Source organism: Winogradskyella sp. SM1960 (assembly GCF_020179375.1).
Taxonomy (GTDB): domain Bacteria; phylum Bacteroidota; class Bacteroidia; order Flavobacteriales; family Flavobacteriaceae; genus Winogradskyella; species Winogradskyella marina.
Genome location: NZ_JAICBG010000007.1, coordinates 134,668 through 159,148, shown reverse-complemented (window position 1 = coordinate 159,148; position 24,481 = coordinate 134,668). Strand labels below are relative to the sequence as shown.

The 24,481-nt window shown below is 33.6% G+C and carries 22 protein-coding genes; 10 read left to right on the top strand and 12 right to left on the bottom strand.

The window, feature by feature from the left end:
- Nucleotides 1-32 precede the first annotated feature (32 nt).
- Both K1X16_RS15475 and K1X16_RS15470 read left to right on the top strand, forming a co-directional pair.
- The gene (locus K1X16_RS15475) at nucleotides 33-1,016 is read left to right on the top strand and encodes a M28 family metallopeptidase (protein WP_225037037.1); all 984 of its coding nucleotides are present in this window, start codon (nucleotides 33-35) and stop codon (nucleotides 1,014-1,016) included.
- Nucleotides 1,009-1,692 carry an SDR family NAD(P)-dependent oxidoreductase gene (locus K1X16_RS15470; protein WP_195871583.1) on the top strand — a complete coding sequence of 228 codons (684 nt, stop codon included), beginning with the start codon at nucleotides 1,009-1,011 and terminating at the stop codon, nucleotides 1,690-1,692. Before K1X16_RS15475 ends, K1X16_RS15470 begins: the two co-directional genes overlap by 8 nt.
- Nucleotides 1,693-1,698: 6 nt before the next feature.
- Here the strand turns inward: K1X16_RS15470 and K1X16_RS15465 are convergent, their stop codons facing one another.
- Both K1X16_RS15465 and K1X16_RS15460 read right to left on the bottom strand, forming a co-directional pair.
- Nucleotides 1,699-1,995: a chaperone modulator CbpM gene (locus K1X16_RS15465; protein ID WP_195871584.1), complete on the bottom strand. Its 297-nt coding sequence runs from the start codon at nucleotides 1,993-1,995 to the stop codon at nucleotides 1,699-1,701.
- A 111-nt stretch (nucleotides 1,996-2,106) separates the two neighbouring features.
- Entirely contained in the window at nucleotides 2,107-2,997 is an 891-nt protein-coding gene (locus K1X16_RS15460; protein ID WP_225037036.1) for a DnaJ C-terminal domain-containing protein, read from the bottom strand.
- A 198-nt stretch (nucleotides 2,998-3,195) separates the two neighbouring features.
- Between K1X16_RS15460 and K1X16_RS15455 the strand changes: the two genes are divergently transcribed.
- Nucleotides 3,196-7,233: an FG-GAP-like repeat-containing protein gene (locus K1X16_RS15455; protein ID WP_225037035.1), complete on the top strand. Its 4,038-nt coding sequence runs from the start codon at nucleotides 3,196-3,198 to the stop codon at nucleotides 7,231-7,233.
- On the opposite strand, the gene K1X16_RS15450 is transcribed toward K1X16_RS15455, so the two are convergent.
- Both K1X16_RS15450 and K1X16_RS15445 read right to left on the bottom strand, forming a co-directional pair.
- Nucleotides 7,230-7,718, bottom strand: coding sequence for a hypothetical protein (locus tag K1X16_RS15450; RefSeq protein ID WP_225037034.1), 489 nt, complete (start codon nucleotides 7,716-7,718; stop codon nucleotides 7,230-7,232). The two genes, K1X16_RS15455 and K1X16_RS15450, sit on opposite strands and share 4 nt — an antisense overlap.
- Complete coding sequence (locus tag K1X16_RS15445) at nucleotides 7,715-8,608, bottom strand: hypothetical protein (RefSeq protein ID WP_225037033.1); 894 nt, start codon at nucleotides 8,606-8,608, stop codon at nucleotides 7,715-7,717. Before K1X16_RS15445 ends, K1X16_RS15450 begins: the two co-directional genes overlap by 4 nt.
- Before the next feature lie 127 nt (nucleotides 8,609-8,735).
- Here K1X16_RS15445 and K1X16_RS15440 point away from each other — a divergent pair, with 127 nt between their 5' ends.
- From K1X16_RS15440 to K1X16_RS15425, 4 genes are all read left to right on the top strand, one after another.
- A complete protein-coding gene (locus K1X16_RS15440) occupies nucleotides 8,736-9,572 on the top strand; it encodes a DUF4349 domain-containing protein (protein WP_225037032.1) in 837 nt (278 codons plus the stop codon).
- A 22-nt stretch (nucleotides 9,573-9,594) separates the two neighbouring features.
- On the top strand, nucleotides 9,595-10,194 hold the full coding sequence (locus tag K1X16_RS15435) for a SprT-like domain-containing protein (RefSeq protein ID WP_195871589.1): 600 nt from the start codon (nucleotides 9,595-9,597) through the stop codon (nucleotides 10,192-10,194).
- A complete protein-coding gene (locus K1X16_RS15430) occupies nucleotides 10,191-11,273 on the top strand; it encodes a mannose-1-phosphate guanylyltransferase (protein WP_225037031.1) in 1,083 nt (360 codons plus the stop codon). The genes K1X16_RS15435 and K1X16_RS15430 overlap by 4 nt, the downstream gene beginning before the upstream one ends.
- A 95-nt stretch (nucleotides 11,274-11,368) precedes the next feature.
- Nucleotides 11,369-12,868 carry a DUF389 domain-containing protein gene (locus K1X16_RS15425; protein WP_195871591.1) on the top strand — a complete coding sequence of 500 codons (1,500 nt, stop codon included), beginning with the start codon at nucleotides 11,369-11,371 and terminating at the stop codon, nucleotides 12,866-12,868.
- A 5-nt stretch (nucleotides 12,869-12,873) separates the two neighbouring features.
- On the opposite strand, the gene K1X16_RS15420 is transcribed toward K1X16_RS15425, so the two are convergent.
- Both K1X16_RS15420 and K1X16_RS15415 read right to left on the bottom strand, forming a co-directional pair.
- Complete coding sequence (locus tag K1X16_RS15420; protein ID WP_195871592.1) at nucleotides 12,874-13,641, bottom strand: ABC transporter ATP-binding protein; 768 nt, start codon at nucleotides 13,639-13,641, stop codon at nucleotides 12,874-12,876.
- Between the two features lie 2 nt (nucleotides 13,642-13,643).
- Complete coding sequence (locus tag K1X16_RS15415; RefSeq protein WP_195871593.1) at nucleotides 13,644-14,393, bottom strand: MlaE family ABC transporter permease; 750 nt, start codon at nucleotides 14,391-14,393, stop codon at nucleotides 13,644-13,646.
- Between the two features lie 99 nt (nucleotides 14,394-14,492).
- Between K1X16_RS15415 and pafA the strand changes: the two genes are divergently transcribed.
- Both pafA and K1X16_RS15405 read left to right on the top strand, forming a co-directional pair.
- Entirely contained in the window at nucleotides 14,493-16,160 is a 1,668-nt protein-coding gene (pafA, locus tag K1X16_RS15410; RefSeq protein WP_225037030.1) for an alkaline phosphatase PafA, read from the top strand.
- Between the two features lie 9 nt (nucleotides 16,161-16,169).
- On the top strand, nucleotides 16,170-16,976 hold the full coding sequence (locus K1X16_RS15405; RefSeq protein ID WP_225037029.1) for a DNA/RNA non-specific endonuclease: 807 nt from the start codon (nucleotides 16,170-16,172) through the stop codon (nucleotides 16,974-16,976).
- Nucleotides 16,977-17,046: 70 nt separating this feature from the next.
- Here K1X16_RS15405 and K1X16_RS15400 read toward each other — a convergent pair whose 3' ends face one another.
- The 4 genes from K1X16_RS15400 to gcvP form a co-directional block, all read right to left on the bottom strand.
- A complete protein-coding gene (locus K1X16_RS15400; protein WP_225037028.1) occupies nucleotides 17,047-17,898 on the bottom strand; it encodes a glycosyltransferase family 2 protein in 852 nt (283 codons plus the stop codon).
- 73 nt (nucleotides 17,899-17,971) lie between these two features.
- A complete protein-coding gene (locus K1X16_RS15395; RefSeq protein ID WP_225037027.1) occupies nucleotides 17,972-18,508 on the bottom strand; it encodes a methyltransferase in 537 nt (178 codons plus the stop codon).
- A 31-nt stretch (nucleotides 18,509-18,539) separates the two neighbouring features.
- Complete coding sequence (locus K1X16_RS15390) at nucleotides 18,540-19,598, bottom strand: 3-oxoacyl-ACP synthase III family protein (protein WP_225037026.1); 1,059 nt, start codon at nucleotides 19,596-19,598, stop codon at nucleotides 18,540-18,542.
- A 175-nt stretch (nucleotides 19,599-19,773) separates the two neighbouring features.
- Nucleotides 19,774-22,623 (bottom strand): aminomethyl-transferring glycine dehydrogenase, encoded by a 2,850-nt coding sequence (gene gcvP / locus K1X16_RS15385; protein WP_225037025.1) that lies wholly within the window; start codon nucleotides 22,621-22,623, stop codon nucleotides 19,774-19,776.
- A gap of 119 nt (nucleotides 22,624-22,742) precedes the next feature.
- Between gcvP and K1X16_RS15380 the strand changes: the two genes are divergently transcribed.
- Nucleotides 22,743-23,579 carry a hypothetical protein gene (locus tag K1X16_RS15380; RefSeq protein ID WP_225037024.1) on the top strand — a complete coding sequence of 279 codons (837 nt, stop codon included), beginning with the start codon at nucleotides 22,743-22,745 and terminating at the stop codon, nucleotides 23,577-23,579.
- Here the strand turns inward: K1X16_RS15380 and K1X16_RS15375 are convergent.
- Together K1X16_RS15375 and K1X16_RS15370 are read right to left on the bottom strand one after the other, a co-directional pair.
- Complete coding sequence (locus K1X16_RS15375) at nucleotides 23,556-23,819, bottom strand: hypothetical protein (RefSeq protein WP_195871601.1); 264 nt, start codon at nucleotides 23,817-23,819, stop codon at nucleotides 23,556-23,558. The two genes, K1X16_RS15380 and K1X16_RS15375, sit on opposite strands and share 24 nt — an antisense overlap.
- Before the next feature lie 29 nt (nucleotides 23,820-23,848).
- Nucleotides 23,849-24,406 (bottom strand): sigma-70 family RNA polymerase sigma factor, encoded by a 558-nt coding sequence (locus tag K1X16_RS15370; RefSeq protein WP_225037023.1) that lies wholly within the window; start codon nucleotides 24,404-24,406, stop codon nucleotides 23,849-23,851.
- Nucleotides 24,407-24,481: the final 75 nt, after the last annotated feature.

Below are 24,481 nucleotides of genomic sequence, written 5' to 3'. Positions count from 1 at the left end.
TTTTTATATTTAAACACTAAAATAAAATAGGAATGAAAAAAATTCTTTCAATAGTCTTAATAGGGTTAGTTTGTTCATGCGCTTTTAATATGAAAGCTAAAGATGGAAAAGATGGTGAGAATGCTAAACCTACAATTTCACAGGAAGCCATTAAAACAAGTATGGAGTATTTAGCTTCAGACGAGTTAGGTGGTCGAGAAACGGGAAGTGAAGGTCTTGAAAAAGCAGCTGTATTTATTGAAGATTATTTAAAAGCTAATGCTATTACACCATATTTTAAAACCTATCGCGATTCTTTTAAACTAAATGATATAGACGCTTATAATATTGTTGGAGTGGTTGAGGGAAACGACCCTAAACTAAAGAATGAATTTGTTATTCTTGGAGGTCATTATGATCATATAGGCAAAGGAAAAGTTGTGGAAGGAGATTCCATTGCTAATGGTGCAAACGATGATGCTTCTGGTACTATTGCGGCTATGGAGTTGGGAGCTTATTTTGCCAAAACAAAAACAAATAAACGCAGTATTTTAATTACGTTATATGATGCGGAAGAAAAGGGATTAAAGGGAGCAGCGCATTTAGCAGCACGCTTAAAAAGCGAAGCTATAAACGCTTACACTATGATTAATTTTGAAATGATTGGTGTGCCTAGAGACTCCACTGAGGTTATGGCATATATGAGTGGTTACAAACGGTCTAATTTTGCTGAGATTTTAAATGGATATGCAGGCGAAGAAGTGGTTGGGTTTTTTCCAGGAGCGCAACAAATGAATTTATTTATGAGGTCAGATAACTTTCCTTTCTTTAAAGAATTGAATATGCCAGCACATGCTATTTCAACTTTCGACTTTACAAATTTCGATTATTATCATCATGTAGACGATGAAGCCGATAAAATGGATTACCAACACATGGTGAATTTTATAAATAAAATGATTCCTGCCTTAGAAGGTATGATGAATGCGCCAACAAAAGAAGTTGTATTAAAAGAAGCTGTTTTAAAAAATGAGTAAAAATATAATAGTTACAGGAACAAGTCGTGGTATTGGCTTTGAATTGGTTCATTTATTAGCGAATCAAGGACATAATGTTTTGGCTTTATCTCGAAACGCAAAACCAATCTCTAATCTTCATTTTGATAATATCTCGTCATTTGCATTCGATTTATGTAATGAGGACGATTATCAAAAAGTAGCACATTTCATTAAAAGTGAATGGAAACACGTTGATATTTTAATCAACAATGCTGGAGCTATTATCAATAAACCGTTTTCAGAAACAACGTTTCGCGATTTTGAAAACGTGTATAGAACCAATGTCTTTGGGGTTTCTGAATTAACCAGAACGGTTTTACCGTTTATGAAAAGTGATAGCCATGTTGTGACTATAAGCTCAATGGGAGGCATACAAGGTAGTATGAAATTTCCGGGATTGTCAGCGTACAGTTCTAGTAAAGGAGCTGTAATTACAATGACAGAATTATTAGCAGAAGAATATAAAGAAACAGGTCCTCAATTTAATGTATTAGCATTGGGAGCTGTGCAAACTGAAATGTTAGAAGAAGCATTTCCAGGCTATAAAGCGCCAACAACGGCTATAGAAATGGCAAAGTACATTCAAGATTTTGCATTAACAGGAAATAGATATTACAACGGAAAGGTGTTACAGGTTTCTAACTCTACTCCGTAAGTAAAATTAATTTTCTTCAAAACGCTTTAATTTATTCTTAGTTGTTGTTAATTCCGATTTTAAATAATCAATTTTTTCCAACAGATTAAAAACCGCATCAATACCTTCAAAATTAAGTTGAAGATCTTGGTGCAAGCGAATCATTTTTTCTACATCTGCCATTTTATCTTGGTGAATGCAATAGGTTTTTTCAACTGAAATGAATTCAATAAGTCCGTATTCGCTTAAGCCATCAAAAAAAGACATTTCAATTTTGTAGTGCGTGCATAAACTTGGTAATGGTATAAACTGTGTGTCTTTCATGTGTTAAGATTTATTGCTTACCACGATGGCAAGTATGATTTTTTATGATACATGTTGCTCGCTATTATCATTTTCTTGTGTCATAAAATTATTAGCAAGCTTTAGTCATAACTATTGTAATTTTGCGAGTTCTTCAAAAAGTTCCTTTTCTCTATCAGATAGTTTTTTTGGTAATTCAATGGTGTATGTAATGTATAAATCACCAAACTGTCCGTCTTTTTTATATACAGGAAAGCCTTTGCCTTTTAATTTTACTTGAGTTCCATTTTGGGTTAAAGGTTTTAAGTTCAACTTTACTTTGCCATCAAATGTGTCTATAGTAATATCTCCACCTAAAACTGCTTTGTATAAATCTAAATGGACATCCTTGTAGAGGTGAGCTCCATCACGCTTAAAATTAGTTGTGTTATTAATGCTGAACTCAATCAATAGGTCTCCATTAGGGCCTCCATTAACTCCTTCACCACCTTTGCCCTTTATTTTAATGACCTGACCATTACTAACTCCTGCAGGAATCGTTAACCGAATATTTTTACCATTAACAGTCAAGACTCGTTTTTCGGTCGTATAAACATCTTTAAGGTCTAATTGAAGTTGGGCATTAAAATCTTGGCCTCGGAATTTTACATTAGCACTTCGTTGACCAAAACCACCTCCAAACATGGATTCAAAAAAATCAGAATAATCACCATCTCCAAAATCTTGAGCGCCTGATGAACGTTGATAATGTTGCTGAGATTGGCGTTGCTGTTTTTCAGCTTGCTCATAAGCTTCACCATGCTGCCAATTTTCTCCGTATTTATCGTATTTTTTTCGGTTCTCGTCGTTGCTTAAAACCTCGTTGGCTTCATTAACCTGCTTAAATTTTAACTCAGCGTCTTTGTCGTTGGGATTTAAATCTGGATGGTGTTTTCTCGCCAGCTTTCGATAAGCTTTTTTTATATCGGATTTGGTAGCATTTTTATCTACACCAAGTATTTTATAATAGTCAATAAATGCCATAATTTTTGCATTATATAGTGTCTAGCTAAGTTACTATTTTTTTAGACCAACGTCAAGGTTTGTACTGTTAAGAATAATGTAATAAGTAGTTTGAGATATCAATTATCTCTAGCGCATAAAACATGATGCAACTTGTTATTATATAAAAAGTTAAGGAAATGTTAACGTTAATTGATATATTTATAAAAAAAATCGAGGATGATTAAAAAACTACAAAACCAAAAGCATTTATACGGTGTTTTTTTATTGATTTTTATGCTTCAAAATAGCGCTGCGCAAGTGTTTAATCGAGTAGAGTACACTGTAGGTTTAGGTGTGCTTCAAGAGAATAACGGAGTGGCCGTTGCAGACTATGACGGAGATAACGATTTGGATATTTTTGTTGTGGCAAAGGCTAAGGACGACCCCAATAACCCTAAAACATTAAGTCGTTTGTTTCAAAATAACAATGATGGTACGTTTACCGATGTTACAGAAATTTCAGGCTTAGTTAACTTATTGTCACAAGATGAAGGAGGCAGTGAGTATTTTGGTCTAGACGGAAATAAAAGTGGAGCATTTTGGGGGGATTTTAATAATGATGGGTTTCCAGATTTATTCTTAACTAATTCATTAAAAGTGCAATTATGGAAAAACGCAGGAGACGGCACGTTTATAGATATAACGGAAGCAGCTGGTTTTTTGCCTACTAACCTTTGCAGATATACTGGTGCAACTTGGTTTGATTATAATAATGATGGATTTTTAGATATTTATATTAATGACTGGAACGGATGCGGAAGTAATCAACTTTATAAAAACAATGGAGATGAAACGTTTACAGATGTCACTGTTTCAACGGGTCTTTTTACGAGTATTGGTCGTCCAAGCTTTACAGCATTACCTTTTGATTTTAATGAAGATGGTTTTATGGATTTGCTGGTGTCAAATGACCTTGGGAAACCGAACTACTTATATATTAATTCTAATGGTGATTCTTTCTTAAATGAAGCTTCATCATACGGTGTTAATACGATGGAGGATGATATGGGAATTACTATAAGTGACTATAATGGTGATGGTAGTTTTGATATTTTTATAACAGCAATAGACCAAAATTTATTTTTGCATAATAATGGTGATAATACGTTTATTGAAATAGCAAGTCAATTAGATTTGGTTAATACTGGATGGTCTTGGGGAGCACGATTTTCTGATTTTGATTTAGATGGAGATGAGGATTTATTTATCGTTAATGGCTATGATTTTGGGAACAGATCTGCAGAGTCAAATTACTACTTTAGAAGTCTTTATGATCAAGGACAAGATAAGTTTCAAGATGTGTCATCAGAACTAAGATTAGATGAAGTAACTATTAGTGTTGAAGCCATTGATTGGGATTATGATAACGATGGTGATATCGATTTATTTGTTACTAATAGTGATAGACCATCGATTTTATATGAAAACAAAACATTAAATTTTGATATTACTAATCCTGACCTACATTTTTTTAAAGTTAAATTAGAAGGCACAACGTCAAATCGTGATGCTATTGGAACAATAGTTACGATCACTACAGAAAATGGAATTTTAAAACGATATAATTCTGGTGTTGGCTTTTTATCTCAGAGTTTACAACCCGTACATTTTGGTTTAGGTGAAGCAACTAGTATTCTTTCATTAGAAATAAAATGGCCTTCTGGTTTAGAAGAGACTTACCTCAATTTAAACGCAAATACGACAATAAAGGCAACCGAAGGTCAAGGTTATGAAGTGATGAATATTATTCCGAGTCAGAAAACTTATGGGTGTACAGATCCATTGTCTTGTAATTATAATCCGGAAGCAACATTAAGTGATGATTCTTGTACTTATTTAGCACCAGATACTATTAGTGGTAATTTATCTTCGTCTTTTTTAGCCACTGAAACCTATAGTTATAACATAGGAAATGAATCTACTGCAAACTGGTCAGTTGTAGGTGGAGACATACTGAGTGGGCAAGGCACCGATACGATTACAGTAAAATGGCATATAGAAGAATCGGGTTCTATATCAGTTACAGAAATTAGTGAACAATGTACTAGTTTACAATCGTCGGTTGAAGTTAGTTTGGGTGTCGATAATCTTCCTGAAGATATATCCATTGCGCGTTTATGGAATGAAGCATTGCTCGAAGCTATTAGACGGGATTATGCGAGACCAACTATTCATGCTAGAAACTTATTTCATACTAGCGTTGCGATGTATGATATTTGGGCCATTTATGACGATGTTGCTGCGCCTTACTTAATAGGAAATACAGTACATGGATTTAGCAGTACATTAGACGATTTTATTCCAGCAGAAAGTAAAGAAGAATCTCAAAAAATTGCTATAAGTTTTGCGATGTACCGCTTACTATCTCATCGTTTTCAAAATTCTCCAAATCTTGAAGTTACCCAAGCGAGATTCGATTTGATAATGGATAAATTGGGTTATAATATGACATATACATCCCTGCTGTATGAAAATGGGAGAGCAGCAGCTTTAGGTAATTTTGTTGCGCAAACGTTAATAGATTATGGTTTACAAGATGGGTCAAGAGAGGCTTCAGGGTATAATAATGCTTATTATGAACCTGTAAATGCACCTTATGCATTAGATTTATCGTCTCACCCTCCAATTAACGATCCAAATAGATGGGAGCCTTTAAGCTTAGAGACTTATATTGATCAAAGTGGGAATATTATCGATGGTAGTGTGCCTCCGTTTTTAAGCCCAGAATGGGGAAATGTAGCTTCTTTTGCTTTAACCGATGAAGATAAAATTACATATGACAGAGATGGCGACATATATAATGTGTATCATGACCCATCACATCCACCATATATAAGCACAACAGAAAACACTTCAGAAAGTGAAGCATATAAATGGGGATTCTCTATGGTATCTGTTTGGCAAGCGCATTTGGATCCTAGTGATAACGTAATGTGGGATATTTCACCAAAATCTATAGGAAATACAGATATTAATACCTATCCAACAAATTATGAAGATTATTCAGATTACTATAATTTTATTGATGGTGGTGCAAATAGTACTGGACATGCAGTAAATCCATTTACAGGCAATCCGTACGAATCTAATATGGTACCTCGTGGAGATTATACGCGAGTTTTAGCAGAATTTTGGGCAGACGGACCAGATTCTGAAACTCCACCAGGTCATTGGTTTACATTGTTGAATTATGTGAGTGATCATCCACATTTTGAAAAGCGTTTTCAGGGTGAAGATGACATTCTAAACCCGTTAGAATGGGATGTAAAATCTTATTTTGTACTCGGTGGAGGTATGCACGATGCTGCGATTTCGGCGTGGAGTATAAAAGGATGGTATGATTATATTAGACCAATATCAGCACTTCGATATATGGCAGAACAAGGGCAAAGTACAGATCCATCACTAGATAATTATAGTGTTTCAGGAATTGAATTGATTGATGGTTACATAGAAATAGTTGAAGAAGGAGATCCATTGGCTGGATTATCTAATCAGCATATAGGAAAGATAAAGTTATATACTTGGAAAGGCCACGACTTTATAAGTAACACTGAAACAGATCAGGCTGGAGTTGGTTGGATTTTAGCTGAAGATTGGTACCCTTACCAAAGGCCTACATTTGTAACACCACCTTTTGCAGGTTTTGTTTCTGGTCATTCCACTTATTCTCGTGCAGCCGCGGAACTAATGACAATGATAACTGGAGATGAATTTTTCCCAGGAGGTATGGCTGAATTTGTAGCAAAGAAGAATGAGTTTTTGGTGTTTGAAGAAGGACCATCACAAGATGTGGTTTTACAATGGGCAACCTATAGAGATGCATCAGACCAGACCAGTTTAAGTCGAATTTGGGGAGGCATTCATCCTCCAGCAGATGATATTCCTGGTAGGTTTGTAGGTCAGGTTGTAGCGGAAGAGTCGTTTAGTTTTGCCGTTCCTTATTTTGAAGGTGATGTGCTGAGTATTTTAGAGTTTTCTAAAGAAATCAATGTTTACCCTAATCCTACGACAAACAGTGAGCTACATATTTCAAATACAAAAACAGATGATGTTATTGCGGTATTCGATATGCGTGGACGACAAATTCAACTACAAGATAGAAGTTTTGATGCCTATACAAACACCACAACTATAAAGTTAACTGCTGCAGAAACAGGTGTTTATTTATTGAAGGTAAATGCGTATTCTAAAATGATTGTAGTTAACAATTAATCGTTGCGATTTGTGAAATCAATCTTTAATGCTGTTTTAGTGTGACCTTCAATCGTAATGTTTTGTTTTTTTATGATGGCTTTTAGGGTGTCTAATTGTTCTGAATTTCCTTGTTTTAAAATATAACTAAATCTAATATGTGATATCGAATCATTTACAGTTTCGGTGTTTCCAATTTGATGTAAATCAGTTATAAAAGGTGAACCTTGATGGTCTAAGCTATCTAAATTTTGAATGATTATTGAATTAGATAGTTTAGTTGTTTCAAAATCTGAATTCTTTTCAGATAAGTAAATTAGGTCATAAGTATCTTGTAATTTCTCTTCAATAATATGCAATTCAGTGAAGTTTGGTTTTTCAATATCCAAAGTACTTATAGCATTGTTTTCTAAATCATCCATTTCTGAATGTGGAATAGACTTATCATTAGAGACGTTGTTGCAACTACATAATATTAGAACTAAAAGTGTTATATAACGTTTCATTCTATTATAAATTTAAGTTTCACAATTTTACCGTTAGCATAGGTTTTGCTAAGGATTTTCATCTGTTTCAAGCTTTTGGTTGGTGTGGTTAACTTATTAATAAATTCATTCTTCGTAAATAATTCAATACCTATATTATTTGGATAAACTTGATAAATTAAAGCATCATTAGAGAATATCTTTTCAAGATTTACTCTGTGTGCTTTCCAGTCTACAATGTTATTGTTAGAGTAATAATCTAACATTAAAGCATAATCATCTGTGTTTAATTTTACATTACCATGATCTATATTTTTAATAGATTTTACAATAGTATCAGTTTTATGATATGGAGATTGCACTACAAATTTTATATAGTCCGCATTGGTTGAGTAATTAAAACAGCCATTAGAATTAGATTTTAAGTATGTTGGCGTTTCGTCTGTATTCAGGATTTTTATATCCAAACGTATAGAATTTATAGGTTGTCCTTTTATATCATCAATAAAACAAATTGAATAGTTGTGGCTTCTGTTGGATAGCCAAATAGCAGTCAATAGGGTTAGTATTAAAATAGGTAATATTATAAAAAGCTTTAGTGATTTAGGTTTGTTGTTAGGTGCTACATGATTTGAGTTTTTAAAATCTGACCAATTTTTATAGCCAGCATACGCACTCAGTAAATTAAGCATATCAACTCTTGGCAATTTTTCAGCATCATTTTTAAAGTAGGTATAAAACCATTTTTCGCTGACTCTGGCTTTTACACTATCAAATAAATCTTCCTGAAACAATACAATCTCATTACCACTCCAATCTTTTACAGATTTAGACGCATTATGCTTCTTAAGAAAAGTTTTTATAACCAATTCTTTAAGTGTGTTGAATAATTGTAAGTCGTTAGAAATCAATAGCTGGGATGCGTTAATAATTTGATTTTTAGTACTGTACGCGTTTTACAATTGTTTTACAACAGCTATACAATTGGTGCCGCGCGTTTCAATATAGATTTGATTTAAATCTTAAAAATAAAACATTATGAAACGTAAATCATTAAAAACAGTATTAAAATTATGTGTTATGGCAATTCTATTTGTCGCATGTAATCATTCAGAGTCATCCAAAAATTTTGCTTTAAAAGGTGTTGATGTAGAAACCGACTTTGGAGCTATTGAAACTGACGATGAAGAAAGTAACAAACCACTTCCGGAATTGAAAAATTTAAAAATCATAAAATCAGCGAATGTAAGATACAAGGTGAAAGATGTAAAAAGAGCAACTGAGGTTGTAAAACAAATTTCACAAGCTTATAATTCGTATATCTCAGATTTGCGTTTCGAAAATAATCTGTACAAAAAAGAAAATAGATTCACTTTAAAAGTGCCCGTCAGAGATTTTGATGTTATTATGGATTCAATTAGCAGTGTTGCAGAATTTATTGAATACGAAAATATAACGACGAAAGATGTAACTTCAGAATTTATAGATGTTGAAGCTAGATTAAAAACTAAATTAGAAGTCAAGGAACGCTACGAATCTATCCTAAGGACCAAAGCAAAAAGCGTCAAAGACTTATTAGATGTTGAAGAAAAACTACGACACATACAAGAAGAAATTGAATCGAGCCAAGGACAATTAAAATATTTGACTAATAAAGTTGCGTTTAGTACCATTCAGATCGATTTATATGAAACCGTTGAATACATAGAAGAACCAGAGCATTACAAGAAAACATTTTTTGCAGAACTAAAAGAAGGTTTTACATCTGGTTGGGAGGTTTTAAAACTATTTTTTATAGGATTGGTTTACATTTGGCCGTTTATGATTATAGGAATTATAGCGTTTATTTTGATTAAGAAAAGAGTAAAAAAATAATTTAACGCTTATTTTTGTGCAAATGCAAACACAGCTTTTAAATTTTATTCCTGCTGCGGCTCAACCTTTGGTTGCAAAACTATTGGCAAATGATAATTTGTCTGTAAAAGTGAAAAATGAACGTAAAACCCGTCATGGTGATTATAGAGAATTGGCAAATGGAAAACATCAGATTACGGTAAACTCTAATCTTAATTCGTATCGGTTTTTAATCACGTTAATTCATGAAATCGCACATTTTGAAACGTATAAAAAATACGGAAGATCAATTAAACCGCATGGAAAAGAGTGGAAGCAAACCTTTCAGCATTTAATGTTGCCCTTTTTACATCCTGAAATTTTTCCTTCAGAATTGTTACCCTTATTGGCAAAGCATTTTAAAAATCCAAAAGCATCGAGCGATACAGATACGGAATTGTCTTTAGCTTTAAAACAGTTTAATGAAGCCAATGATAAAACTTATGTTTTTGAGGTGCCATTTGGAAAAGAGTTTAAGTTGTATAATGGTCGCGTTTTTAAACAAGGCAAGCAAAGAAGAAAACGGTTTGAATGTGTTGAAGTTACAACAGGAAAGTTATATTTGTTTAACCCTAATGCAGAAGTTGAATTATTAGAAGAATGAAGAATAAAAATTATTATGCCATACTTATGGCAGGAGGTGTAGGTTCACGGTTTTGGCCAGTAAGTACGCAAGATTTTCCGAAGCAGTTTCACGATATGCTTGGCACAGGCGATACCTTAATACAGAAAACCTTTCAGCGTTTAGCACAATTAATTCCGGAAGAGAATATTTTTATATTAACAAATGAGCGTTACAACGATTTGGTGTTTCAACAATTACCAAATGTTACCAAACGACAAGTGGTTTTAGAACCAGCCATGCGAAATACAGCACCTTGTATATTGTATGCTTCTTTAAAAATTCAGAAGGAAAATGAAAATGCTGTAATGATTGTGGCTCCAAGTGACCACTGGATTGAAGATGAGCAAGCTTTTTCTGCTAACGTAAAAACAGCATTCGATTATTGCGAGTCTAATGATGCCTTAATGACGTTAGGTATTACACCAACATTACCAAATACTGGCTATGGTTATATAGAATATGATAAAACGGCAACTACAGAAATTAAATCGGTTAATCAATTTAGAGAAAAACCAGATTATGAAACGGCAAAGTCGTTTATAAGTCAAGGTAATTTTTTATGGAATGCTGGTATTTTTATGTGGAGTGTGAAATCTGTTATTTCTGCCTTTAAGAATAATCAACCAGAATTATTTGAATTGTTCAAAAGTGGGTATGGTTCATATAATACAGAACTTGAAGATGATTTTATTAAAGATAATTACGAAAAAGCAGAAAACATATCGGTGGATTATGCATTAATGGAAAAGAGTGATAATGTTTTTGTGATACCTGCAACTTTCGATTGGAACGACCTTGGCACTTGGGGAAGTCTTTATGACAAATTAGACAAGGATGAGGATGCAAATGCCATAGTTAATAGTAAAACTCTGCTAGAAGATGCAAGTGGAAATATGATTAGGTCTAAACGCGATAAACTTGTGGTTATAGACGGACTAAAAGATTATATTATTGTTGATAAAGACGAAGTTTTACTTATCTTTCCTAAAGAAAAAGAACAAGATATTAAAAAAGTACTTCAAAATGTGAAAGCCAATTTTGGAGAAGAATTCGGTTAACTATTTTATCTAAGATATTTAAAATTGTAAATAATTAATATTGATTTCTTAATCCTAGATTTTAGAATTTAATATTTGGAATTTTTTATAGAACTATGAGTGACGAAAACAAATTTAACTTTTCTGAAGAAGAGAAGCAGCAAATTACCAACGAAATGAATAAGGAAGCTGCTGTTGAAGAAAAGAAAGACGCTGTAAAAAAAGATGCTCAAGGCTTATTTGCAAGTGTAAAGACCTTTTTAAATGAGTTGCTCGATTTTAGAGATGATACAGACAGAGATGCTACGATAACGGCAATTAAACAAGATATTCCGTTTAAAGGTGCAACGGCATGGATTTTGGTTTGTTCAATATTTGTTGCATCTGTTGGACTTAACGCCAACTCAACAGCAGTAGTAATTGGTGCCATGTTAATATCACCATTAATGGGGCCTATTTTAGGCATAGGATTATCTATTGCTATTAATGATATCGATACTTTAAAGAAGTCGCTTATAAACTTAGCAACGATGATTGTGTTAAGTTTACTAACGGCATTTTTATTCTTTTGGTTGTTTCCTTTGAGTGCGGAAACCTCAGAACTTTTAGGTAGAACACGTCCAGATATTCGCGATGTTTTAATCGCTTTCTTTGGAGGTTTAGCCTTAATTATTGCACGAACTAAAAAAGGAACCATTGCTTCAGTAATATTTGGAGTCGCTATCGCAACAGCGTTAATGCCACCTTTATGTACTGCTGGTTATGGTTTGGCCGAAGGTAATTGGTCCTATTTTGGTGGTGCAATGTATTTGTTTACGATTAACACCATTTTTATTGCATTAGCAACATTCTTAGTTTTAAAACTGTTGCGTTTTCCAATGCTTAAATATGCTAATTCTGCAAAACGTAAACGTACATCTAGGATTGCTATGCTCATTGCAATTGTTGTTATGATTCCTGCAATATGGACGTTTTTGACTGTGCTTCAGGAAAGTAAATACAAAAGAGACTTCGATAGTTTTGTTAAAAATGATATAGAAAGTAATCCCAATCTTTGGTATCAGAAAAGAGACAATGATTTAGATCCAGATACTAAAACAATCAATTTACACTTTAATGGAGATGTGAGTGATGAGATGGTTTCAGCATTACAAATTAGCAAGAAAAGCTATGAGAGCATTAAAGATTTTGAATTAATTGTTAACGCGAATAAAACACGAAGCGCAGACCGAATACTTGAGTCTTTAGACAGAGCTTATGCCGATTTAGATAGAAAGGATAATGTAATTGATGGACTTCAAAAACAGATAGAACAACTTCAAACTAATATCTCAAATTTAAATAAGGTAATAGAATCTAAAAATACCAATCAGAATGCAGTTTCATTTAGTGCGTTATCTCGCGATGCTAAAATTAAATTTAGTGATTTAGAGTATTTCGGATATGCTAAAATGTTAGAGTCAAAAGATTTTATAAATATAGACACAGCTAATGTTGCTAATGTAAGATGGAAAGTCTCATTGCCAGATAGTGCGGTTTTCGTTAAAGAAAGAGCACTTCAAAAATGGTTAAAGAATGAACTAAAGGTAGATACTGTATTTATTAGAAGAAATTAAAGATATTAACGCTCTTCTTCAAGATACATTTTACGAACTTTTCTGAATAATTCAGAGGAATAGACGAAGTTAGTTACGGCTTCGTTTTCGGTTCTGAAAATTGTTTCACTAGAACCTTCCCATTCTAATAAACCATTTTTTAGAAAAACGATTTTCTCACCGATTTCCATAACAGAGTTCATATCGTGGGTGTTAACCACTGTTGTAATATTGAATTCATCCGTAATCTCTTGAATTAGATTATCGATTACAATGGCTGTTTTTGGATCTAAACCTGAGTTGGGCTCATCACAAAACAAATATTTTGGTCTGTTAACAATGGCTCTTGCAATGGCAACACGTTTTTGCATTCCACCAGAAGCTTCACTTGGCATTTTGTGATGTGCATCATCTAAGTTAACACGTTTTAAAACTTCATCAACTCTGTCTTCCATTTCACTTTTACTCTGTTTGGTAAACATGCGTAATGGAAACATTACATTTTCGGCAATAGTCATGGAGTCAAATAAAGCACTACCTTGAAAAACCATACCCATTTCTGAACGTAAGTTTGTTTTTTCGTTTCGTGTTAATTTACTGAAGTTTTTGCCTTCGTAAGAAATTGAGCCTCCTTCGTATTCAAACAACCCAAGCAAACATTTTAAAAATACGGTTTTACCAGATCCACTTTGTCCTATAACTAAATTGGTCTTTCCCTTTTCAAAAGATGTGGTTATGCCTTTTAAAATTTGGGTGTCGCCAAACGATTTTTTTAAGTCTTTAACTTCTATCATAATTAGCCGAGTAATAAACTGGTTAGTAAAAAGTTGACAAGTATGATCATTACACTAGTCCAAACAAAAGAGGTTGTACTTGCTTTACCAACTTCTAAAGCGCCACCTTTCATAAAGTAACCGTAATATGAAGGAATAGTTGCTAATAAAAATGCAAATACAAAGGTTTTTATAAAAGCGTATATAAAATGAAACGGAATAAAATCTAATTGCACACCTTCTATGTAGTCTTCCATGGTGCCGTAACCTCCGTACACACATGCGATGAGTCCACCTAAAATACCTAAAAACATTGCAATAGAAATTACAAATGGATAAAGCGTTAAGGCAATGAATTTTGGAAAAACGAGATAATTAATAGCATTTATTCCCATTACTTCCAGTGCATCGATTTGCTCTGTAACACGCATGGTTCCAATACTAGATGTAATAAAAGATCCTACTTTGCCTGCCATGATAATAGAAATAAAAGTAGGTGCAAATTCTAAAATTATGGATTGTCTAGTGGCAAAACCGACCAAGTATTTGGGCATTATTGGACTGGTCATATTTAACGATGTTTGTATCGCAACAACGCCTCCAACAAAAAAGGAAATAAAGGCAACAATACCTAGCGATCCAATAATAAGGTCGTCAATATCTTTTAAGATTAAAGGTTTCATCACTGACCATTTCGTTGGTCGGCGAAAAATATCTTTAATCATAATAAAATACGTGCCTATATTATGTAGATAAGTTATGGGTGTTTTCATTAATGCTAAAGTATAAAAAATGATTAGTTATTAATGTTAATTTAAACTAAGATAATTTAAATATTGTATTTTTGAGACTTATAATAAACTCATATCCGAATGAAAAAAATGTCCTTCCTAATTGTTGTATTGTGTATGTTTTCCGCTTGTGGTGCACAAAATACAACTACTGATATAAAAAAGAAAACGTCTGTTTTAGTATCCAATGATCGTCCTAAACTAGTCGTTGGAATTGTGGTTGACCAAATGCGTTACGATTACTTAACTCGTTTTGAATCTAAATTCGGAGATGGTGGTTTTAATCGTATGATCAATGAAGGTTTTAATTGTAAAAACAATCATTTTAACTATGTGCCAACATATACTGGTCCAGGACATGCCTCTGTTTATACAGGAACAACACCAAAAACTCATGGTATCATAGGTAATAATTGGTACGATAAAGAAACTAAAGAAAGTGTCTATTGTGCAGGTGATCAAAGTGTGTCGTCTGTTGGAACAGAAGATGATGCAGGTGAAATGTCACCAAGGAGAATGCAAACCACAAGTTTTGCAGATGAAAACAGACTGTTTACACAAATGCAAGGAAAAACCATTGGGATTTCCTTAAAAGATAGAGGTGCAATTTTACCAGCAGGTCATACGGCAAATGCTGCATACTGGTTTCATGGTAGAGGTGAAGGGGCTTGGATTACAAGTTCATTTTATATGAATGACTTACCACAATGGGTTAAAGATTTTAATGCTTCGGATAACGCAGCATCTTATTTAAAAGAGTGGAATACACTTTATGATATTTCTACTTATACTGAAAGCGGAGTTGATGAAAATACCTTTGAAGGTGGCTTTAAAGGTAAAGAAAAAGCGACATTTCCTTACGATTTAAAAGCACTTAGTAAGGACAATAGAGGTTATGATCTTTTAAAAGCGACACCTTACGGAAATAGTTTAACCACCGATTTTGCAATGGCAGCAATCGAGGCCGAAAATTTAGGACAAGACCAAATAACCGATGTCCTTGCTGTAAGTTATTCAGCTACGGATTATGTTGGCCATAATTTTGGAGTTAATTCAAAAGAAGTACAAGATACATATCTTCGTTTAGATAAAGATTTAGAGCGTTTGTTTCAGTATCTAGATACCAATGTTGGCAAAGGAGAATACACTGTGTTTCTAACTGCAGATCATGGAGCGGTTGATGTACCTTCCTATTTAGCTTCAGTAAAAGTACCTGCTGGATATGTTGATAGAACTGATAGAAAGGAGCGTTTTAATTCTTTTTTAAATACAACGTATGGTACCGAAGATATCGTAGAGCATATTAGCAACGGTCAGATTTTTTTAAACAGAGACAAGGTTCAAGCCTTAGGATTAAAACTTAGTGATGTTCAAGATGCTATTGCCATGGAGTATTTAAGTTATAAAAATATCTCTAAAGTGTATACGGCAACAACGATGAGTACTACAAGTTTTTCTATTGGAGTAGAGAATTTGTTACAAAATGGATTTAACCAAAAGCGATCTGGCGATGTGATTTTGGTAAATGACACCTCCTTTATTTCTTACAATAAAACAGGTTCTACACATGGTAGCGGGTTAAACTACGATACACATGTACCATTATTATTTTTTGGTAAAGGTATAAAGCATGGTGAAACATTCGATAAAACGGTAATTCCAGATATTGCACCAACGATTTCGGCGCTTTTGGGAATTAGTTTTCCTAATGGAGCGACAGGTCAACCTTTAGGGTTTGTGATTGATTAATATCTTATTTTGAAGAGAAAACCAATTTTTACCATAATTGCTGTTATTATAGTTATAGGCATTTACAGCTATGAGTACTTTTTAGATGTTGAAGAAAAGGCAGAAATAGTAAAAGATGGTAAAACTGTAAAAGAGAATACTAACGAGTACTTTCTGCCGACAAGTACTACAAATCAAGTTATCCATCATCAAAATTACTCGTTATCGTATAGTGAACCTCATGAACAAGCGGAATGGGTGGCTTATGAATTAAAAGCGTCGCATTTAAGTTATACCAACCATAAAAGACCCTATTTTGAAATTGATAACGCTGTAAAAACAGGTGCTGCACATTGGCGCAATTACAAAAACTCAGGTTACGATAGAGGTCATTTGTGTCCTGCTGCTGATAGACGATTTACCAAATCAGCACATGACGAAACCTTTTTAACTAGCAATATTAGTCCGCAAGAACACCAATTTAATGCTGGAGTATGGAATCGATTAGAACAAAAAGTACGCTATTGGGCTAAAAAGAATGATGGTGTTTTTGTCGTAACAGGAGGTGTTTTAGAAGATGACTTGAAAGGTATAGGTGATGAAAATGTTTCAGTTCCTAATCAATTTTATAAAGTAATTTTAGATAATACTAATGGAAAAATTAAGATGCTAGCGTTTTTAATGGATCATAAAAATTCTGATTTACCATTATATAAATTTGTAGTTTCTGTTGATGAGGTAGAAACTTTAACTGGCATTGATTTCTTCCCAGAATTAGAGGATAGTATTGAAAACAGGTTGGAAGCTTCTAGCAGCTACAAAAGCTGGAGTTTCTAACAATTCCTGCGAACGCAGGAATTTCAAAATTGGTAATCAAAGACATCGGGAAGAATTGGAAGTTGTAATGTTATTTTTGGAATTTATTGAAGATCCCTTTCCAACGCAAATCACGTATAAACTTTCCTTCATCTTTTGAAACCAAAATGTCAGTTTTATTGGATTTCGCTCTAAAATAACCAGACATATAATCTCTAAACAACCTAAATTTTCCTTTTTTATAAGCCAATTTTAAAGCCGAAATTAAAGTAATCCAAAAGCCATAACGCATTTTATACATGGCTTCACCTTGTAGGTATTTAGACGCTTTATTATAGGATTGTCCTGTGGGTTTCAAATGTTTTACATGAAGTGATTCGTCAGTAAGAATGTCCCAGCCATGATATTTGGCTAATAACTCATCAACAGTGTCCCAACCCATCGATGGTTTTAGTTGGCCTATTTGTTTAAAACAATCTTTTCGGTAAGCTTTTAGTGCACCTCTAATATGGTCTTTGTTAGTTAGGTTTTCAAGAATCCATGTGTTGTTTTTTTCAATATAGCAGAAGCCAGAAGCCATTCCTAATTGTTTATTAGTATTGAAATGAGATGCTAATGTTTCTAAATAATGTTCAGGAAAAATTAAATCAGCATCAAACTTACAAATGATATCATAGTTATCATCAAGGGACTCTAAACCTTTATTAAACGCTTGAATAATTTTTGAACCTGGTAAATGTTGGTTTGAAGATGTTGCGTTTATAACAGAAATCCATTCATATTTTGAAGCATAATCGTCACAAATATGTTCAGTATGGTCTGAAGAATTATCATTCACCACAACCACTGCTTTTGGTAACAACGTTTGCTTAACTAAAGAAGCTAAAGTTTTACCAATGTAAGCTTCTTCGTTATGCGCTGGAATGATAATGTGGAAGTTCAAAAGTTCAAGATTTAAAATTCAAAGTTAAACTTTAATACTGCAAATTCTATGGTGAAGAATTGGAATTTGAAATTTATGAGTTGGAGTTTTCTTGCTTTTCAGCATAAACAATATAGTATCTTGGCGTGAAACGTCTCAAAATGGGTCTAATTCCAAGTTTATTTACTGGGTTGGTCCATTTTTGACGGTCTTTAATTGTCCATCCTGTTTTTTCTAAAAGCCAATCGAGTTGCCAATCTTCAAACTCATGGTAATGTCTGTCTCGCATATCAGTTTTACTTCTGTAAGCCGAAGCAAACCATAATTTAAGAGGAACACTAATCACTAACTTATCCGCTTTAATTGATTTTAAAACTTCATAAGGCGATAAAAGATGTTCAAATATTTCAAAAGCGGTTACAACTTTAGCAGGAGACTCTTGAATTGCCGATTGATCTTCGTCTAAATCTTCTCCAGATGTGTTTTCAACCGTAAAACCTTCAGAAATCATAATCTCTGAAAACGGATTTTTTACACCTAAATCTAAGATTGATTCTGAGGTGTTAATGTGCTTTTTTAAAAACTGAAGCGTCAGTTGAAATCGTTTATTAGGATATGTTTTTTCGTACATGTTTACTTTTCACAATAATTGTGGTCACTAATTAATACTGATAAACAATAGCATTAATATTCATGCCAGCACCAACACTAGCAAACAAAATAATATCACCTTTATTAATGTTTTGGTTTTTTAATTTACCTTTTAAGATTAAATCTAATAAAGTTGGCACCGTGGCAACACTAGAATTACCAAGTCGGTTAATGGTCATTGGCATGATACCTTCTGGCATTTCCATGTTTTGCAGTTTGTAAAAACGTTTTACAATAGCATCATCCATTTTTTCATTCGCCTGATGGATCAGTATTTTTTTAATATCTTTTATTGAAACTCCACTATCATCAAGACAAGATTTTAATGCTTTTGGAACATTAGAAAGCGCAAATTCATAGATTTTACGACCATACATTTTAATGTATCTACGTTTATCTGTAATCTCAGGATTATTGGTTTCTCCAAAGTAGATAAAATGGGCTTCGTCTAAGGCGTAAGTTGCAGAATCATGACCTAAAATTCCACCTTCTTCATCAGTATCTTCTACAATTACCGCACCAGCACCATCACTATAAATCATAGAGTCTCTATCGTGTTTGTCAATAACTCGCGATAAGGTTTCGCTACCAATAACCAAGCAACGTTTAGCAACACCTGAAGCAATAAATGCTTTGGCTTGTATAACGCCTTCGATCCAGCCAGGACAACCAAATAGCAAATCGTAACCCACGCATTTTGGATTTTTAATCTGCAATAAATGCTTCACTCTAGATGCAATACTTGGCACAGTATCGCTTTGCTCTGCATTGTGTTTTACATCACCATAATTATGAGCTACAATGATATAATCTAAACTTTCTTTATCAATTTTTGCGTCATCTATAGCTTTTTGAGCGGCAAAGAATGCGATGTCAGAATTTAATAAATCGTCCTCAATATAACGACGTTCCTGTATTCCTGTAATAGCTTTAAATTTTTCAACAATAACTTCGTTTGGGCTATTAATAGTAGAGCCGTCGGCATTTACAAATTGATGATTATAAAAGTCTTCGTTTTTTTCAATATTACTTGGAATATAACTTCCAGTTCCTGTTATTTTTATTGCCATTACTAATTGTATTCAGAGTTACGAAGCTAATTAATATTATAGAATTTTCTATAAATTACAGTTCTAAAGCAATAATTTTTAAAGAATTCATAATTATCGGTCTCTATAATTTATAAAACAACAAAAAAAAGAGTATTCAATTTGAATACTCTTTTTTAATGATTATGTATTTAAACTATGCGTCCATATAAGCTTCAATAGGTTCGCAACTACAAACTAAATTTCGGTCACCATAAGCGTCATCTACTCGTCTTACGCTTGGCCAAAACTTGTTGTCTCTAACGTAACTTAAAGGATATGCTGCCGCTTCTCTACTGTAAGGTAATACCCACTCGTCAGACGTTAGCATACTCAACGTATGAGGTGCATTTTTCAACATATTATTTGGTTCGTCTTTAGATGTTGCGTCAATTTCTTTTCGAATTGAAATCATAGCATCACAAAAACGATCCATTTCGGCTTTACTTTCACTTTCAGTAGGTTCAATCATCATGGTTCCAGCAACCGGAAATGAAACCGTTGGTGCATGAAAACCATAATCCATTAAACGTTTCGCAATATCTGTAACTTCAATACCCTTGGCTTTAAAATCACGACAATCAATAATCATTTCGTGAGCAGCTCTTCCCATTTCACCAGAATATAATGTTGGGTACGATCCTTTTAAGCGTTCCTTAATATAGTTGGCATTTAAAATGGCGACTTGTGTTGCTTTTTTCAAACCTCTATATCCTAACATTTTTATATAACCATAAGAAATTAGACATACTAAAGAAGAGCCGAAAGGTGCTCCAGAAATAGCAGTAATCGCTTGATGACCTCCTGTTTTTATAATTGGGTTGCCAGGTAAAAATGGAACGAGTTGTTTGGCAACACAAATTGGTCCAACTCCTGGTCCACCACCTCCATGAGGAATAGCAAACGTTTTATGTAAATTTAAGTGACACACATCTGCACCAATATTTCCAGGATTGGTTAAGCCTACTTGTGCATTCATGTTAGCTCCATCCATATAAACTTGACCACCATTATCATGAATAATCTTAGTGATTTCTTTAATAGAAGCTTCATAAACACCATGCGTAGATGGATATGTTACCATAATTGCAGAAAGATTGTCAGCATGTAACTCTGCTTTTTCTCTTAAATCTTCAACGTCAATATTTCCATTTTCTGACGCTTTAGTTACAACCACTTTCATGCCAGCCATAACAGCACTTGCAGGATTTGTTCCGTGTGCAGACGATGGAATTAAACATATGTTTCTGTGATGATCTCCACGCGATTCATGATATGCTTTAATCACCATTAAACCGGCAAACTCACCTTGAGCACCAGAGTTTGGTTGCAGTGATGTTGCCGCAAAACCAGTAATTTCAGATAGTTGATTTTCTAATGCGTTTAACATTAACTTATAGCCTGTTGCTTGTTCTGTTGGTACAAAAGGGTGCATATTTCCCCAACTTGGCCAACTTAATGGCAACATCTCTGCCGCAGCATTTAATTTCATGGTACAAGAACCAAGTGAAATCATAGAATGGTTTAATGCTAAATCTTTACGTTCTAATCGTTTGATGTAACGCATTAATTCCGTTTCAGAATGGTAAGTGTTAAAAACGTCAAACGTTAAAAAATCGGATTGACGTTTTAAATGGTTTGGAATCGTTTCATTTGTTGAAATGGATTCAATTTTATCTGTAGTTTTACCTGTTACGTTTTCAAAAATTGAAATGATATCATTTAAATCTGAAATCGTAGTTGTTTCGTTTAATGATATTGTTACTGTGTTGGTATCTGGATAATGAAAGTTAACTTCATTTTTCTCAGCTTGATATTTTACATCTACAGCATCCGCTTTAATTTGAATAGTATCAAAATAGTGGGTGTTAACTTGTTCTAATCCTAAACGCTCTAATGCATCAGCTAGAGTAGAGGTTGAGTTTTTAACTTTATCTGCGATAAATGTCAGTCCTTTTGGACCATGGTAAACGGCATACATACCTGCCATAACAGCTAATAAAACTTGCGCTGTACAGATATTTGAAGTTGCCTTATCGCGTTTAATGTGTTGCTCTCTGGTTTGTAATGCCATTCGTAAGGCTCTATTGCCAGTAACGTCTTTTGTGATACCAATAATACGACCAGGAACATCACGTTTATAAGCGTCTTTTGTTGCAAAATATGCAGCATGAGGACCTCCATAACCCATCGGAATTCCGAAACGTTGTGTGGTGCCAATAACCACATCTGCTCCAAATTTTCCTGGTGCTTCAAGCTTTACTAAACTTAAAATATCTGCCGCAACAGCTACCTTGATGTTTTTCGCGTTAGCTTGTTCTATAAACGATTTTATATCTGTAATCTGTCCGTTTTTTCCAGGATACTGAAGTAAAGCACCAAAATATTCATCGGACAAATTGTATTCTGTTTCATTGCCTATAACTAATTCAATACCAATTGGGTTTGCTCTAGTTTCGAGTAAGTCAATAGTTTGTGGTAATACTAAATCTGATACAAAGAATTTATTGACATTGGCTTTCTTTTGGCTACGATCTCTAACGGCGAATAATAATCCCATGGCTTCAGCAGCTGCTGTACTTTCGTCTAAAAGCGAAGCATTGGCAATTTCCATTCCTGTTAAATCAATAATCATGGTTTGGAAATTTAATAAAGCCTCTAATCGGCCTTGAGCAATTTCAGCTTGGTATGGTGTGTAAGCGGTGTACCATCCTGGATTTTCTAATATATTACGCTGAATTACAGCGGGTAAATTAGTAGGGTAATAGCCTAAACCAATATAGGTTTTGTATATTTTGTTGTGTTCTGAAAGTTGGTTGATATGACTTAGGTACTCCTGCTCACTTAAGGCAGCATCGAGGTTTAAATCATTTTCTAAGCGAATATTATCTGGAATGGTTTCCGTTACCAATTGTTCAATATTTTTAACACCTAAGGTGTCTAACATGGCTTGTTGTTGGTCTGAATTTGAGCCAATATGTCTGAGTGCAAATGAAGTCGTATCCATTGAAAAAAAGTTAATTTTAGTTTTGCAAAAGTAAGGATTTGCCCTTGTTTTTTAGTTAAGAATACCTAAAGTTTTTAACCAATATTAAAGGTTGTTAACACATTACTTACTTTTGCGTTATGGAAGTTTTAAAACGTATCTTCAACTTTTATATTAATAGTAGTATTCATGTTGCCATTGCCACTTGTGCTTTAGCATGGGTAACATTAATTGAGATGAACTTAAAACATGATCAAAACCTATTGAGTTTTGTGTTTTTTGCTACAATAACGGGATATAATTTTGTGAAATATTTTGGTATTGTTAAGTTTCATCATCGCAGTTTGGCAGGTTGGTTAAAAGCGATTCAGTTATTTTCACTAGGAGCTTTTTTTGCCATGTGTTATTATGGACTGAAGCTTGAGGTAGAAACCTTAATCGTTATTGTTATTCTTGGAGTGATCACTTTTTTTTATGCCATTCCTATTATGGTTCCGAAGCATTATTTGTTTGATGATCATAAAAATTTACGACAAGTTAGTGGTTTAAAAGTGTATCTAATTGCTCTGATTTGGATGTTTACTACAGTGATAGTGCCTATAGTAAATCATGATGTGTTAATTAATATGGATGTGGTAATTACCAGTACTCAACGGTTTTTATATGTTCTGGTATTAATGTTTCCATTTGAGATTAGAGACCTTAATTTTGATAGTTTAAAACTGGCAACAATACCACAGAAAATAGGGGTCAAAAAAACAAAAATTATTGGTGTTGTACTCTTATTTGTTTTTTTGATGTTGGAATTTTTTAAAGATGAATTAACAAGTAAGTCTATATGTGCAACACTAATAATTACAGGAGTTTCGTTGCTGTTTTTGCTCTTTTCAAACAAAAATCAATCAAAATATTATAGTGCGTTTTGGGTAGAAAGTTTACCTATTATATGGCTCTTAGTTTTGTTGTTGCTTAGTTAGCTCTTTATCTAAGGTAGATTGAAGTTTGTCGCGTTCTTCTGCTTTTAAACACTGTACTTTAGACGTTTCAATAGTTTCAGATAGCTTCACATTTTTACGTGAATATGTTTTAGTAATACCACAGTAAAATAGGCGGATTCGTAGCTTAACAATCTCCCAAGTAGTAGCTTCATCATATTGCGATTTATCACAAATAAGTTTAGCTTCTTCACAACTAATAAATAAAAAACTTTTTTTCATCTGTAATGTCCTTGTAAACGGTATATCATTTATTTAAACCAATTTTCCTCCATGCATTCTGCTAATGCAGTTCGTGCTCTGTGTATAATTACCCATAGATTAGACGCAGTAATATCCAATTCATTACAAATTGTTTCTGTGCCGTAACCCAAAATGGTTTTCATTTTAAAAACGTCGGCCTGTTTTTCTGGTAATTTTGCTAAACAATCGTAGATGGCACCACCTAATTCTGAGTTGACTAGTGTGTCTTCAGCGGTTTTTACGTTAGAATCTGCAACGCGTTCTTCTAACCAGTCTCCTTCTGAATCTGTATCGTTGATATAATTCATTCTAACTTCAGCTTTACCTTTGTTAGAATTTATTTTGCGATAATGATCAATGATTTTACGCTTTAAAATTGAAACTAGCCAAGTACGTTCGCTTGCCTCACCTTTAAAGTTCTTCATGGATTTAAGTCCAGCTAAAAAAGTTTCAGATATTAAATCTTGAGCAACTTCTCTATCACTTACACGTGTAATGGTGTAATTGAAAAGGTAATCTGAATAAAGTTTTACCCAATTATTTGGGTCTATTTTGTGCTTTGGCATTGTTCAATTTCATTGCTGTTTCAAAAATAGTTTAAAAATATGAGATATAATTCTTCAAAGTTGTAAAACTGAACT